Origin of the sequence: Stenotrophomonas terrae (assembly GCF_001431465.1) — a bacterium.
Taxonomy (GTDB): domain Bacteria; phylum Pseudomonadota; class Gammaproteobacteria; order Xanthomonadales; family Xanthomonadaceae; genus Stenotrophomonas; species Stenotrophomonas terrae.
Genome location: NZ_LDJJ01000017.1, coordinates 108,448 through 123,810, shown reverse-complemented (window position 1 = coordinate 123,810; position 15,363 = coordinate 108,448). Strand labels below are relative to the sequence as shown.

Below are 15,363 nucleotides of genomic sequence, written 5' to 3'. Positions count from 1 at the left end.
CTGTAAGGAATACCCTGCTGATGCACTGCCACGGCCGCACTCCCTGCCCCCGCTCCGCCCGCCCCTTGCGCCGCCCCGCGGCCCTGCTCGCCGCCGCGCTGGGCTTGGCTTTGGGCGGCATATCCACCAGCGTCTGGGCTGCCGACCCCGGCACAACCAGCGCCGCCACCGTGCAGGTCGCCAGAATCAGCGTGGAAGGTGTTGGCGAGCATCCGGCCAATGGCCTCAGCCGCGCCTCGGTCGAGGCTGTTGCCAACCAGGCCCTGCGCGAGATCAGTCCAAGCCTGCCGGCCGCGCTCAGCTTCGCCCAGATCGAGCAGATCACCGCCCGCATTACCCAGACCTACCGCGATGCCGGCTTTCTGGTGTCGGTGGCCTATATCCCACCGCAGCAGATCGGTGACAGCCAAACCTTGACCCTCAAGGTCATCGAAGGTCGGGTTGGCCGGATATTGGTGCAAGGCAGCCAGCGTTACCGCGATGACCAACTCAGTGCCAGCAGCCTGGGCCTGATTGGCCGCCCGCTACGGCAGAGGGAACTGGACCGTGCCCTGCTCTACGCCCGCGACCTGCCGGGCGTGTCGGTCACCTCGGTACTGCAACCCGGCCAGAACGAAGGCGAGACCGACATCGTGCTGGTCGCCAAGGACAGCGCTCACCCTTACGAAATCAGCGCCGGGCTGAGCAATCACGGCACCGACAGCACCGGCAAGTACCGCGCCGAGGTCGGCATAAGTGCATTCAACGCACTGGGTGCCGGCGATGTGCTGGCTGCCAGCCTGGGTTATGGGCTGAACCCGGCCGACAGTTGGCAGGCCGCGCTGTCACTGAGCATCCCCTCATCGAAAGTGGATGGCCTCAGCGCCATCGCCGGGCTCAGCCGCAGCGAGATGGAGTTGAACACCGGCCCGTTCAGCGCCTTGCAGATCCACGGTCCCACCACGCAGCTGTACGCCGGTAGTGACTGGAAGTTCATCCAGCGCACCGATCTGCAGGTACAGGCCTCGGCCCGGCTGATCCACGAGCAATCGCGGCTCGACGCGCTGGGCATGGAATTGTCGCGGCATGCCTTCAATGTGTTTGATGCCGGCCTGAGCCTGCGCCATACCGACCGCCGCTGGCGCGGCATCAACATGGCGCAACTGTCGGTACGCAAATCCTTCGACGACCAATCCTCGCCGATGAACTGGCTATACCCCACCCATGAATCCTACTTCTGGGTCAGCCGGTTGACCGCCGCACGTCTGCAAGCCCTGCCCGCCAACCAGCGCCTGCTGCTGCGCGGCAGCGCCCAGTTCACCGACGCTGCGCTCACCCCGCTGGAGCAGTTCAGTCTCGGCGGGCCCAGCAGCGTGCGCGCCTACCCGCTGTCCAGCGCCTTGGGCGACCGCGGCGTGCAGGCCAGCTTTGAATATCAGGTCAGCGCGCCGGGCTTTGCCGAGCGCGCCTCGCCGTTCAACGGCCGCCGTTGGGGCGACCTGCTGGAGCTGTCGCTGTTCTACGACTGGGGCCGCGCCTCGCCCGCCGCCGCCAACCGCCGCCTAGGCATCCAGCCGACCACGCTGGAAGGCGCCGGCGTCGCCGTCGGCCTCTACCTCCCCTGGCAGCCCGCGCTGAAGCTGGATCTGAGCGCAGCAAAACCGACCGGCAGCTACCGCGCCCCCGATGCTGATGACGTCCAGGTGTGGGCGCGCATCGGCATGAATTTCTGAGGATCCGAACCATGAATCGCATCTACCGTCTTGTGTTCAACCACGCCCTGGGCCAAGTCCAGGTGACCTCCGAAATCGGCACTTCGCCAAGCGGCACGACCGGCGCCACTCGCCGCCTGCCGGCGCGTCTGCGCCTGCTGCCTTTGGCGCTGGCACTTGCTTACGCTGCGGGGGCACAGGCAGTGGAGCTGCCGCAGAACGGGATCGCCACCGGCGCAACCATCTCGAGCGCTGGCAACACGATGACGATCACCCAGGCCCAGGCAAAAGCCCTGATCACCTGGGGTAGCTTCAATATCGGCGAGGGTGGTGCCGTCAACATCACCACTCCAGATGCAAACGGCGTTACCTTGAACATGGTGAACGGTGGGACGCTGAGCAGCATTGATGGCGTGTTGAAATCGAACGGTCACGTGTTTCTCATCAATCCTGCCGGCATTGCATTTGGTGGCACCGCACAGGTGAATGTTGCTGGTCTGGTCGCCAGCTCGTTGACGTCAAATACAGACGGCCAGAGTGATGACTACCAGTTCGCTCAGGACGGAGCAGCGGCAGTGGTCAGCACTGCTGCAGGGGCGCAGATCACCAGCCTTGGCCCGGTAATGTTGATGGGGGCATCTGTCTCCAATAGTGGCTCCATCGTTGGCAGCACGGTGAATCTGCTGTCGGCTGGCGGTGTCACTCTCCACTACGACCCGCTGGCAGGCCTTACTGCGCAGTTGGAGGCCGCAACCAGTAGTTTGCCAGCCGCTACCTCTGCCGCCGTGAGCAACACCGGCTCCATCACGGCCAACCAAATCATACTGCGGGCAAACCTGGATCCAGCACTGGCAGCGTCGGCCATCAACCTTGGTGGCGCGGTACAGGCCACGCAGCTGCTTTCCGCAGATGTCGTTGGCGGCGGGCTGAACATATCAGGTGATGTCGCCGCCGGAACCATCCGACTTGCCGGTGATAAAGGTGTCAACCAAAGTGACGGCAAAGTGGTCGCCAGCACCGGGCTTGAACTGGCTGTTACTGGTGACGCCAGACTGAGCAGGGAGGCCAACAAGGTATCCAGCATCGGCGGAACGGTCAGTGGAAACCTCGCCTTGAGCAATGCCGCCGATCTTACCCAGACCGGGGCGCTGGAGGTGACCGGTAGCACCACGCTGACCAGCGCACTCAACAATGTAACGTTGACCAATGTCGGCAACAGCTTCGGCGGCAATGTGTCGCTCAGCGCCGATCAGGTAAATATCTCGGCCTCTGGCAGGTTGGCCTTTGGAAACGTCGGGGTCAGCTCACTGGCTGTAACCGCTGGATCCATCCATTTGCCTGCCGAGATCAGTAGCGCTGGGGCGCAGGTCTACAACGGCGCCGTAGTGCTGGACCAGAGCGCCAGCCTGTCCAGCACACTGGGTGCGATCACATTCAACGGAGTGATTGATGGTGCCCATGCCTTGTGGGCAACAGCGGGCGGGGAAGTCTCTTTTGGTGGTGCGGTGGGAGGCTCAACAGCGCTTGCGTCGCTGGATGTCTCCGGCGGGGCGCGCATATCGTTGCCGTCGAGCGTCATCACCACGGGTACGCAGCGCTACAACGGCAAGGTGGCTTTGTTGGGAACGACGTGGCTGACCAGCCGGGGGGCGGGTGCCATCGACTTCAGATCTACCATCAATGGCGCACATGATCTGACCGTCAGTACGGCGGGAGCCACCACCTTCGCTGGCGCCGTAGGTGGAACTGAAGCCCTTGCTTCACTGACCACGGATGCAGCAGGTACCACCGAGTTGGGCGGCAATGTGCAAACAACGGGAAGCCAGACCTATCGCGATTCTGTTTCGCTGAGCGGGCCTGCCACGTTGAGCAGTGCGGCGGCGGGCGACATTACGTTCGCCAGCAGTGTCACTGGCCTTTCTGCCTTGACCGTAAACACCGCCGGCCAGACCGCATTTGGTGGCACGGTCAGTCTTGCTGCGTTGGAGACAGACGCCGGTGGCACGACCAAACTGGGCGGCAATGTGACCACCAGTGGCGCGCAGGCGTACCGCGACGGATTGGTATTGGCTGGCGATGTCACGTTGACAAGCCTTGGCGGTTATTTCATCAACATCAATGCAGGAGCAAATGGCGCGCATGCACTGGTAGTAGATACTGCGGGAACCACCACGCTGGCTGGCGGTATTGGCAGCACCGCTGCATTGACATCACTAGCCACCCGTGGAGGTGGCGCTACGCGCCTGTCGGGTGTTTTGAAGACTCTGGGTAATCAGGATTATGGTGAAAATGCCGTACTTTCCGCCAGTACCGCGCTTACGAGTTTGGGAGGTTCCATTGCCTTCAGCGGCACGCTGGATGGCCCGTATGCACTGGCGACAGAGGCATCGGGAGGGACGCGATTTTTGGGTGCTGTTGGGGCAGCAAACGCGCTGGCATCACTGGCAGTCTCTGCTGGGTCATTCAGCGCGCAGGGCATCACCACCAGCGGCGACCTCAGCCTCGGCGTATTCAACGGTATCGAGCAGACAGGGGCTTACAACGTTGGCGGTAATGCCAGCTTCGCTTCGAACGGCGATCTAACGCTGACAAATGCTGGAAATCTGTTCAACGGCAATGTATCGCTCGACGGTGCCACTGTGTCCATCAATGCAAGCACAGCATTGGACATCAGCCGAGTTCAGGTCACCAAGCTGGACGCCAGGGCCTCGGGCGCACTGGCACTTGATGACGCTAGCATCGCAGGCGGTGGCGCCGCTCTTATCGGGAAGGCAATGTCGCTGGGTTCCATTACGGTCACCGATGGCGGCGCTTTGGAGGTTTTGGGCACGTCCATCAGCCAATTTGGGGCGCTGGACGTTTCGGGTACAAGCGTATTCAACGCTGTTAACGGCAACATCGCATTGGACGCCCTCAATGTGTTTGGCGGTCGTGTCGATATGCTTGGCGGTGATGTCCTCATCAATGCAGGTGGCCTGCTCAGACTGGGCAGTGTCAGTGCACGCAACCTGGAGGCCAAGGCAGCGCAGCTGCAATTTGGCAGCAACATAACCACCGCAGGCTACCAACGCTACGTCGGCGCACTTGGATTGACGCGTGACACCTCGCTGGACGCAGGTGGAGCGCTGAACATCACCGGTAACATTGATGGAGGATGGGGACTTACGCTGATCTCAGACGACGCGGTCCGCATTGCCGGAGGTATAGGTCAATCGACAGCGCTCTCCAGCCTGACGGTATCCGGCCCAGCGGCCATCGATAGCGCAGTAACCACGGTTGGCGCGCAGGCGTTCAACGGCGCGTTGCAGTTGAACGGCGACAGCAGCCTGACCAGCGTGCAGGGCGATATAACCCTGGCAGGTGTGGATGGTGCGCACGCATTGGCACTGAATGCAGGCAGTGGCATGGTGCGGTTCGGATCGATCGGGGCAAGCAATGTACTGACCAGCCTGCAGGTCGACAGTGCCACGGCCGACTTGCTGGGGACATCGGTAACAACCAGTGGCGCACAGCAGTACAACGCTTCAATGAAGTTGACCAAGGACGCGGCCCTTACCAGCACAGGCGGAGGCGACATCGGGTTTGGCAGCACCCTCGACGGTGACTTTGCATTACAGGTCAACACCGCCGGTGTCACCCGCTTTGGTGGCGCGGTAGGAGGCTCCAAAGCGCTGGCATCGCTGACGACAGATGCAGCCGGCACGACCGAGCTGGGGGGCGGGGTCGCTACCAGTGGCAATCTTGCATTCAATGATGCGGTGAACCTGAAAGCATTCACCAGCGTCCGCAGCCAGAGTGGCACAACAACATTTGGCAGCACCGTTGTTGGGCCTTGGGACCTTGTCGCAACAGGTAGTGCAGGCAGCGCGTTCGGCGGCGCGGTCGATGTGCGAAGTCTGCAGGTACAGGGCGGCGGCACCACCACGTTGGGAGGCGACGTAAGCGTCGATACCAGCGCCATGTTCAGTCGTCCCGTTTCGTTGACCAATGATGTGACCCTGGATGTAGGGACTGTTTCCTTTGCGGGGGCGATCAACGGTGCGCATGCGCTGGACATCACCGCTACCGGCGCAGTGATTATCGGCGACCATGTTGGCGCGATTACTGCATTGGACTCGTTGACGGTGCGCGCCGCATCATTGAACGCCAACGGCATCACCACAACCGGCAATCTTTCCGTGGATGTTGCCGCTGCCATCCGCCAGGCCGCTGCCTACAGCATTGGGGGGGCGGCCAGCTTCGCATCACAGGGCGACATCACTCTGACTAACGGCGGCAATCGCTTTGCTGGCGTGGTATCGCTGGATGGCGGTACAGTTCAGATAGCCAGTGCAGCCGCACTTGATCTGGACGTTGTGCAGGCAGGCAGCCTTTCTGCAACTGCCGCCGGCGGACTGAGACTTGGCAATGCCACGATTGCTGGAGATTCCTTGCTATCTGGCAACGGGATCGTCTTCGACGATGCCACGATCCAGGGCAAGCTTGGGGCAGTCAGCAGCGGTTCCATCCAGCAGAGCGGAGCGTTGAATGTCGCCGGCACCAGCCAGCTCAGCGCCGTGGGCGACATCACGCTGGACAACGGGCAGAACGCTTTTGATGGCGTAGTGTCATTGCATGCAAAAAACGCGACCATCGCCAGTGCGAGGACGCTTTCACTGGGTACATCCGACGCTGGCGATCTGAAAGCCAGTGCTGCTGGCGACCTGCGGTTAACCGGCCAGATCACCGCCAACAACGTTGATCTGGCCACGGATGGAATTTTCGAAAATCGCCACGGTGCCAACGCGATTCAGTTGAGCGGCAATGGTCACTGGCGCATCTACCTGAAGTCGCCAACATCAGCGCACGCGTTCGGAAATCTCGACAGCGCAAACAGCGCCATCTGGAACACCGCCGCCTTCGCCGGCACCACAGCGTCGGGAAATCGCTACCTGTTCGCTTGGCAGCCAACCCTGACGATACAGGCCTCCGCCCTGCGCAAGATCTATGGCGACACCCTGCGATTGGACAACGCCTACACCGTCAGCGGTGGCATGGCCGGGGTAGCCGGCGCCTACAATGCCGATGTGATTGCGGACCTGATCCGCGGTACCCCGGTACTGAGCTCATCAGGCGCCGCAGGTACCGCCGTCGTGAGCGGATCGCCGTATCAGATCGACATCAACCAAGGCAGCCTGAACACCGGCATCTCCGGCTATGCGCTCACCTTTGTTGGAGGGCAGTTGAGTATCGATCCCAGGACCCTGACCATCACCGCCAACAGCGCTGGAAAAACCTATGGCCAGATCGGCAACTTCAATGGTTTCAGCAGCGACGCGCTGATAAACGGCGACAGCCTCTCCTCCGTTGACCTGGCCAGCAGTGGCATTGGAGCCACCGCCAATGTCGGCAACTATGCGATCAGCGCCAGCAATGCCGTTGGTACCGGCCTGTCCAATTACGACATCCACTATGTCGACGGCAGCTTGTCGATCGGCAAGGCCGGGTTGGTCATCACCGCCAACGACGCCAGCAGGCGCGCTGGTGAGCTGTTGACGCTCGATGGCTATCGCGCCAGTGGCTTGCTCAACGGCGACAGCATCGACAGTGTTTCGCTGTCCAGCGCCGGCAACAATGCCAACGCCGGGCCCGGCATGTACGCCATCCTCGTCGGTGATGCGCAGGGTGCCCGCCTGGGCAACTACGACATCAGCTACCAGGACGGCAGCCTGCAGGTAACAGGGCTATCGACGACGATTGCTGCTGAAATCGCCCGCGCCGTGGTTGCCAGCCGCAATGATGCAGCGCCGGTGTCGCTGCCGAACAACCTGCCGCCGCTGCTGCCTGCCCCCTCCTCCAGTGGCACCAGCATCCTGTTGCCGGAGGACAGCTGCACCCAGGCAAGAGGGATGGGCTGTTTGACCCTGCAACCCGAGTGATCCACCGGCCCTGAAATGGAAAAGGCGCATCCGAAGATGCGCCTTTTCTGTTCAGCTACCGCCAGCGATTGCTCAACGGTTGAACACGACATCGGCAATGATGCCGGTGGCGATGGCCACCATCAGCATGTTGCCGCGGTCATCGCGGATCCAGCGATGGCCATGTGGCGGGCGACGCACGTGGTAGCGATCGTAGTCATTGACCACATAGACCGGGCCGCCGTAGTAGTTGCTGTAACGGTGGCCACGCTCGAAACCATAGGGGCGGTAGACCACGCGCGGCGGCGGGGCGTAGTAGCGGCGATCGTTGTAGCGGGCGTCGCGGTAGCCCTCGCGGTAACCATTGCTGTAATGGCGGCGGTCATCACGGCGGTCGTGGCGGTCATGGCCCCGGCCGCGATCATGGCCCCGGCCATGGTCATCCCAGCCATGGCGGCCACGGTCGTGGTCGTCGCGGTCACCTGCCGCAAAGGCTGGGGCGGTGGCACCAAATGCCAGCAGGGTGGTCATCGCTGCGACAGCTAAGCGGTTCATCTTCATGGGTGGCCCTCACTGGGTTGGTGGACAGTTCCCATCATGCTCACTTCATCTGAACGAATTCCGGCTGGAAACGGTTACGGCCTTTCCCATTCAGAAATCAGCAAGGGCAGCTGCCGGTCAGCCGGGCATGGCAGGGTCCCTGTTATAATGGACGATTCCCTTTTGTCTTGGGCCCAGTCCGCTACCGGACCGGGCGCAAGCTTGCGCTACGGAGACGTCATGTCCTCGCAATACATCTACACCATGAACCGCGTCAGCAAGGTGGTCCCGCCCAAGCGGCAGATCATCAAGGACATCTCGCTGTCGTTCTTCCCCGGTGCCAAGATCGGCCTGCTGGGCCTGAACGGCGCCGGCAAGTCCACCGTGCTGAAGATCATGGCCGGCGTGGACACCGATTTCGAGGGCGAGGCCCGCCCGCAGGCCGGCATCAAGGTCGGCTATCTGGAGCAGGAACCGCGCCTGGACCCGGCCCAGACCGTGCGCCAAGCAGTCGAGGAAGGCGTGGGCGAAGTGCTGCAGGCCCAGGCTGCGCTGGACAAGATCTACGACGCCTACGCCGAGGAAGGCGCCGACTTCGATGCACTGGCAAAGGAACAGGAACGGCTGGAAGCCATCCTGGCCGCTGGCGATGCCCACACGCTGGAGAACCAGCTGGATGTGGCCGCCGACGCCCTGCGCCTGCCGCCGTGGGACGCGGTGATCGGCAACCTGTCCGGCGGTGAAAAGCGCCGCGTGGCCCTGTGCCGCCTGCTGCTGCAGAAGCCGGACATGCTGCTGCTCGACGAACCGACCAACCACCTGGACGCCGAGTCCGTGGAGTGGCTGGAGCAGTTCCTGGCGCGCTACACCGGCACCGTGGTGGCCGTTACCCATGATCGCTACTTCCTGGACAACGCCGCCGAGTGGATCCTGGAACTGGACCGCGGTCGCGGCATTCCGTGGAAGGGCAACTACACCCAGTGGTTGGAGCAGAAGGACGAGCGCCTGAAGCAGGAGGACAACCAGGAAAAGGCCCGCCAGAAGGCGATCCAGAAGGAACTGGAGTGGTCACGCCAGAACGCCAAGGGTGGCCGCACCAAGGGCAAGGCCCGTCTGGCCCGCCTGGACGAGCTGCAGAGCGTCGACTACCAGAAGCGCAACGAAACCAATGAAATCTTCATCCCGCCGGGCGAGCGCCTGGGCAACTCGGTGATGGAGTTCAAGAACGTCTCCAAGAAGTTCGGCGAGCGCCTGCTGATCGACAACCTGTCGATGATCATCCCGCCGGGTGCCATCGTCGGCATCATCGGCCCGAACGGTGCCGGTAAATCGACCCTGTTCAAGATGATCACCGGCCAGGAAAAACCCGATTCGGGCGAGATCCTGGTCGGCCCGACCGTCAAGCTGTCCTACGTCGACCAGAGCCGCGACGCGCTGACGGGCAACCACAACGTGTTCCAGGAAATCGCGGGCGGCCTGGACATCCTCAACATCAACGGTGTCGAGATCCAGTCGCGTGCCTACATCGGCCGCTTCAACTTCAAGGGCCAGGACCAGCAGAAGATGGTCGGCTCGCTGTCCGGTGGTGAGCGTGGCCGCCTGCACATGGCCAAGACCCTGCTGCAGGGTGGCAACGTGCTGCTGCTCGACGAACCGTCCAACGATCTGGACATCGAAACCCTGCGTGCGCTGGAAGATGCGTTGCTGGAGTTCCCGGGCAACACCTTCGTCATTTCGCATGACCGCTGGTTCCTGGACCGCATCGCCACGCACATCATCGCCTTCGAAGGCGACTCGCACGTGGAGTTCTTCCAGGGCAACTACCGCGAGTACGAAGAGGACAAGAAGCGTCGCCTCGGCGACGATGCCGGTCCCAAGCGCCTGCGTTTCAAGGCACTGAAGTAATACCCGACAGACGGCCGCCCAGTGCGGCCGTCTGCTTTTGGCGACGGTGCAGGACAGCGCGCCCTTCGCTTTGAAGCCCCTCTCCCGCCTGCGGGAGAGGGGTTGGGGTGAGGGCAAGCTCTGCGCTAAAGACCTGCACCGCCCACTTTGTCAAAAAAAGAAAACTGAAGAGCGGATGGAGCGGCCCTCATCCGCCCCTTCGGGGCACCTTCTCCCGCGCGCGGGAGAAGGAACAGCCAGCCCCTCCAGCCCGTCGGAATTCCCCCATGTCCCTGCTCGACCGCATCTTCAAGCTGCAACAACACGGCACCAGCGTCCGCACCGAAGTGCTGGCCGGCATCACCACCTTCCTGACGATGTCCTACATCGTCTTCGTCAACCCGGAAATCCTCGGCACCACCGGCATGGACCCGGGCGCGGTGTTCGTGGCGACCTGCCTGGCAGCGGCGATTGGTTCGGCGGTGATGGCGCTCGCTGCCAACTACCCGGTCGGCATGGCACCTGGCATGGGCTTGAATGCGTTCTTCGCCTTTACCGTGGTTGGCGCTGCCGGCCTGCCCTGGCAGCAGGCATTGGCTGCGGTATTCATTTCCGGCGTGGTGTTCTGGGTGCTGTCGCTCACCGGCATCCGCGCCTGGCTGGTGGCCGGCATTCCCGCCTCGCTGCGTTCGGCCATCGTGGCCGGCATTGGCCTGTTCCTGGCCATCATCGCGCTGCAGAAGTCGAACGTGATCGTCGCCAACGAAGACACCATGTTGACCCTGGGGCCGCTCAATACCGCCCCGCCGCTGCTGGCCCTGGCCGGCTTCCTGCTGATCGCCATCCTGGAAGCGCGCAAGGTACGCGGCGCCATCCTGATCGGCATCCTCGCCGTCACCGCCATTGGCTGGGCGATTGGCTCAGTGCAGTACCAGGGCATCGTCTCGTTGCCGCCCAGCCTGGCCCCGACCTTCCTGCAACTGGACCTGCCCGGCCTGCTGCACCACGACGGTGGCGCACCGCTGGCGGTGCTGCTGCAGGTGGTGCTGGTATTCGTGCTGGTGGAAGTGTTCGATGCCACCGGCACCTTGTACGGCGTACTTGGCCGCGCCGGCCTGTTGAAACTGGAAGACGGCAAGAAGCGCTTCAGCCGCGCCCTGCTGGCAGACAGCAGCGCGATCGTTGCCGGCTCGCTGCTGGGCACCAGCTCCACCACCGCCTTTGCTGAAAGCGCCTCCGGCGTGCAGGTTGGCGGCCGCACCGGACTGACCGCACTGGTGGTCGCCGCGTTGTTCCTGGCCGCCCTGCTGTTCTCGCCACTGGCGGCAATGGTGCCGTCCTATGCCACCGCACCGGCGTTGTTGTTCGTCGCCGGGCTGATGCTGCGCGAGCTGGTGGAAGTGAAGTGGGATGACCTGACCGAGTCGGTACCCGCCGCGCTGTGCGCGCTGGCAATGCCGTTCACCTATTCCATCGCCAATGGTCTGGCCTTCGGCTTCATTGCCTATGCGGCATTGAAGGCCGGCACCGGCCGCTGGCGTGAAGTTCATCCGGCCGTGTGGCTGGTGGCAGGCTTGTTCGTGCTGCGTTACACACTGGAATGATCATGGGCCCCGCTCAATGCGGACATGTGCGGGTCACGCTACCCGCATCACGACCAGCGCAGCTGCCATGACCGCCGCCGAACTGATCAACGAGAACACTGCTAGCGCTACAGCGGTCCGCCATAGCGTCGACCACACCGGTCGGTCCTGGAAGAAATGCACCAGCGAAAATGCGTTGTAGATCATGCCCAGCAAAGCTGCCACTAACTGTGCTTGCGACAACCAGCGGTACAGCAACACCAAAACCGACCAGATCACGAATACCTGCACAGTCAACAGTGTGGTCATCACCAGCCATTCGGGATAGTTCAACTGGCTGTAGCGACGAAACACCTGCCAGAACACCAGTGCTTCAATCGGCAACAGCATCAGCGTGAACGCCGCAAAGTGGGAATCGATCCAGGCCGAAACGGAGCGCGAAGCCGCCAAGAACCGCAACAGCTCTGCCGGCATGGTCTGCCCGGCAACCAACGCCTCAGAAACGCCACTATCCATCATGCTGCCGCCGGTGATCAGCCGATTCAACAGCACCACGGCCGCCGCCATCATCGTGATCAGCAACAGCGGCTTGACCTGGTTGCCGCGCCGGCCCTCGATGTAGTCACGCAACAACTGCCCGGGCCGCAGCATCACGTTTTTGAGCGAGTACAGGATGCCGCGGTCCATGTGCAGCACGCTGTGCTCCAGCTCATGACCCAGGAAGTGCCAATCGATGCGATGCGCCGGCGTCGGCTGACCGCAACCCGGACAGTACTTCTGATCTGCAACGCTGACCGCTCGATCACAGTTGATGCAGCTGGTGTTGACGTGCATCCCCATGCACTGCCCCCTTGATGGCAAGGTGGCATTCTAGAACGAGGCGAACTGTCTTCGCCATGCCCCCTATCCGCTTGGCCAGCCCTCCACAGCAGGCGCCCAGCCCCCAAACACTCCGGGCGCCTGCACTACTCCAACTAGTTGTATTGGATGGTGAACGTAGCCGCGCCGTTGGCCTTGCCTGGCGTCACCCTACCCGCGCGGGTCTGTATGTAACGAGCACGCAACAACAACTGCAATGTGCTGGCACCGGCCACGCTCGTGCCAAGTTCGATATTCTGGGAGAACTGCACCGGCTTTTCACTGCTACCAACCCGCTGCACCAGTTCGATCCCAACGCCCGCAGCAGCATCCGTCGCTGCGGCTACCGGAAGAACACCCGGTAGATTGGAGCTGTCCTGGGCGGCATCCAGGCGAATACCTATTCGATTCTGGTACTGGGCCAGATTACTGCCTTGGCAATCCAGGGTGATATCGAAGTCGCGGCTGGGCGCACGCGAGCCAACACCATTGAAGCTGCTGGCAGGCACGGCGCCAAACTCGACCACGATATTGCGGCTACCAGCCTGCACCGAACAACTGGGATTGACCACCGTGGTGCCAGAGCCCTTGAACGTGGATACCAGCACCGGCTTGAGTGGCCCATCTCCATTGAAGTAGTACGTGGTGAATCTGCCATTGGGTGCGATCAGGCCAGAGCCGGTGACTGCTGCAGTCTTGACCAGTTCCACCCGGAAGCTGCCGCCAATCAAGGTTACCGCACCGCTTGTGTTCAGCGGCAGATCATGGGGATAGAACGTCTGGATGCTTCCCGAGTCGCGATAAACCCGGATACCCACACCCGCCACATCGGTCGCATACACATTGGAAAACCCCGCAACGGGTATCTGCTGTGCCGCGTTGACATACCGCCCAATCGCACTACCGGTGCCAGTGCACTGCGCCACACGATCACGCTGGTTGATCGCCACCACCAGCTCTTTGATGACGCCCCCCACCGGCACATTGGGCATGATCGTCACTTGTGCCATATCCATCTGCACGTCCTGCGGCACGAACGTCCCTGCATTTAGCAGGCATGCCGCATGCGCACCTGACGCCAATCCTGCGACCACACAACCACTCAGCAGCACCCGCAACCTACGCGCATGACATTGCTTCGACGACATATGCCTTCTTCCTGAAAAGCGCCAGCCTCACGGCAGTCACCGTCGCTGGCAATCGAAAAAAGATGCCGCGTTCGGCAAAACCCGACACCACCGTTCAAAAGGCGATCGGTTTTGCATTACATGCAGACCGGCGCTAAATCGCTGCCCGAGCAGTGCGGAAAAATATTCTCAAGTGGTGCTTCGGGCATACGCAGGCGATGTATGACGCAGCGCTGACCGACGCGGAGCGTTAGCTGGGCCTGGTGATACTGGGAAACGCGCCAGCCCGAAAAAAGGAGCTACACGCTCTCTGCAACGCCACCCGGCAACACCACAGGTGACGACGCAGACACATGATACTGCTCAGACAGCTAACGTCTTGGCCGGCAAATCAAAGGGCATAAGCAAGCACCTCCTTTGCGGATCACGTCGCATGCAACAGCGCATTGCCACTAGCGCGGGGATGCCGGATCAAGAACACGGCACCATCTTTGGACATCCTCATCGGGTACATCACAACGACCAGCAGGAATATTTAAAAAAGGCAACAAAGATCATCTCAATCCGCCAACACCATGACAGCAGCACTTGCGCATCAGCAACCAAAGCCATGCTTTGGTTGCTGATAGCTTCGGTGTCTCCAAGCGCTACGCATTGCATGGCGCATCACTTGTATTCAATGGTGAACGTCGCGACACCATTGGCCCTGCCTGGCTCAACCTGTCCAGCCGCCGTCTGGATATAACGTGCGCGCAACGGAATACTCAGGCTGGTGGAAGTTGTTCCGACCTTCCCCATCTCGACGAATTGCGCCAGTGGCATCGGCTCCTCGACGCCTGCGTTGGTTCGCACCAACTCAATTGCAACACCACGTGCAGCGTCATTGCCCGGTCTCACTGCCAGAACACCTGGCAGATTCGAAGGATCAGGAAAAGCATCCACCCGCAAGCCAACCGTATTGTAGACACTGCTAATACTGCTGCACTCGATATCAATGGAGAAGTCGCGGGACTGCGCCCTGCTCCCCACACCGGAGAATTCGCTACGTGAAACCGCACCGAAATCAACCACGATGTTCTTGCTGGCTGTTGCCACCGCACAGGTAGTCGGCATGATCGTGGTTCCCAGAGCACCCATTACAATGTTTGCTACCGGATTGTTCGGCCCGTCCTCGTCAAACCAATAGCTGGCCACTAATCCAGCGGGAAGAATTCGACCCGGCGCCACCTCGGATTCAGTCCTATACAAAAGAACCATGACGGCATCAGCAGGTGAATTCTCCGAATTCATGACGTGTGGGCGATCGGTATACACGCGCACCCAGCTGTTACCATTCATTTCCATAAGCTGAATACCAACACCCTTTACATCGGTGTAAAAAGCCGTGTGCGGTCCATCGGAAGCTGTCAACGGCATCCTATAGCGTGTAAATACACCGCCATAGCAGCCGCCCGGTATGCTCGCTGGAATAAGCCGGATATCAATCGCCGTATTTGCCAAACCTGGACGAACATAGATCGGACCGGCGCTTATATCCACGGTTATGGGCGGCCTGTTCGGATCGGGCTTGAAGCATTTCGCACGCAGCGGCGGCGCATATGCGATGGCCACAAGTACGCCCATCGCACACAACCACGCACAGGATGAATTTCTCCACAGCGACATACAACCAATACTCCTACGAAAAAAAGAAATCAGCCCTTCAACAAAAAGCGCGTTGAACCCGACATCGCAGGCAACTGACCGCTGCCCGGTTGCTGTCAGTTGAAGCACGACTGTTGCG

The 15,363-nt window shown here is 61.5% G+C and carries 9 protein-coding genes; 5 read left to right on the top strand and 4 right to left on the bottom strand.

What is annotated here, in order from left to right; all coding sequences use genetic code 11:
* Positions 1 to 65 precede the first annotated feature (65 nt).
* Positions 66 to 1,712: a ShlB/FhaC/HecB family hemolysin secretion/activation protein gene (locus tag ABB27_RS06190; RefSeq protein ID WP_244479157.1), complete on the top strand. Its 1,647-nt coding sequence runs from the start codon at positions 66 to 68 to the stop codon at positions 1,710 to 1,712.
* 11 nt (positions 1,713 to 1,723) lie between these two features.
* On the top strand, positions 1,724 to 7,609 hold the full coding sequence (locus ABB27_RS06185; protein WP_057627409.1) for a two-partner secretion domain-containing protein: 5,886 nt from the start codon (positions 1,724 to 1,726) through the stop codon (positions 7,607 to 7,609).
* Between the two features lie 72 nt (positions 7,610 to 7,681).
* Here the strand turns inward: ABB27_RS06185 and ABB27_RS06180 are convergent, their stop codons facing one another.
* Positions 7,682 to 8,149, bottom strand: coding sequence for an RcnB family protein (locus tag ABB27_RS06180; protein WP_057627407.1), 468 nt, complete (start codon positions 8,147 to 8,149; stop codon positions 7,682 to 7,684).
* A 219-nt stretch (positions 8,150 to 8,368) separates the two neighbouring features.
* Between ABB27_RS06180 and ettA the strand changes: the two genes are divergently transcribed.
* Positions 8,369 to 10,033 carry an energy-dependent translational throttle protein EttA gene (gene ettA / locus ABB27_RS06175; RefSeq protein WP_057627405.1) on the top strand — a complete coding sequence of 555 codons (1,665 nt, stop codon included), beginning with the start codon at positions 8,369 to 8,371 and terminating at the stop codon, positions 10,031 to 10,033.
* Between the two features lie 266 nt (positions 10,034 to 10,299).
* Positions 10,300 to 11,616 carry an NCS2 family permease gene (locus ABB27_RS06170; protein ID WP_057627403.1) on the top strand — a complete coding sequence of 439 codons (1,317 nt, stop codon included), beginning with the start codon at positions 10,300 to 10,302 and terminating at the stop codon, positions 11,614 to 11,616.
* A gap of 33 nt (positions 11,617 to 11,649) precedes the next feature.
* On the opposite strand, the gene ABB27_RS06165 is transcribed toward ABB27_RS06170, so the two are convergent.
* Both ABB27_RS06165 and ABB27_RS06160 read right to left on the bottom strand, forming a co-directional pair.
* Positions 11,650 to 12,435, bottom strand: a complete 786-nt coding sequence (locus ABB27_RS06165; RefSeq protein WP_083491171.1) for a DUF3667 domain-containing protein — start codon at positions 12,433 to 12,435, stop codon at positions 11,650 to 11,652.
* A 134-nt stretch (positions 12,436 to 12,569) separates the two neighbouring features.
* The gene (locus ABB27_RS06160; protein WP_057627399.1) at positions 12,570 to 13,601 is read right to left on the bottom strand and encodes a fimbrial protein; all 1,032 of its coding nucleotides are present in this window, start codon (positions 13,599 to 13,601) and stop codon (positions 12,570 to 12,572) included.
* Between ABB27_RS06160 and ABB27_RS20035 the strand changes: the two genes are divergently transcribed.
* A complete protein-coding gene (locus ABB27_RS20035; RefSeq protein ID WP_162531829.1) occupies positions 13,511 to 13,738 on the top strand; it encodes a hypothetical protein in 228 nt (75 codons plus the stop codon). The two genes, ABB27_RS06160 and ABB27_RS20035, sit on opposite strands and share 91 nt — an antisense overlap.
* 508 nt (positions 13,739 to 14,246) lie before the next feature.
* Here ABB27_RS20035 and ABB27_RS19265 read toward each other — a convergent pair.
* The gene (locus tag ABB27_RS19265) at positions 14,247 to 15,353 is read right to left on the bottom strand and encodes a fimbrial protein (protein WP_161809617.1); all 1,107 of its coding nucleotides are present in this window, start codon (positions 15,351 to 15,353) and stop codon (positions 14,247 to 14,249) included.
* Between the last annotated feature and the right edge of the window lie 10 nt (positions 15,354 to 15,363).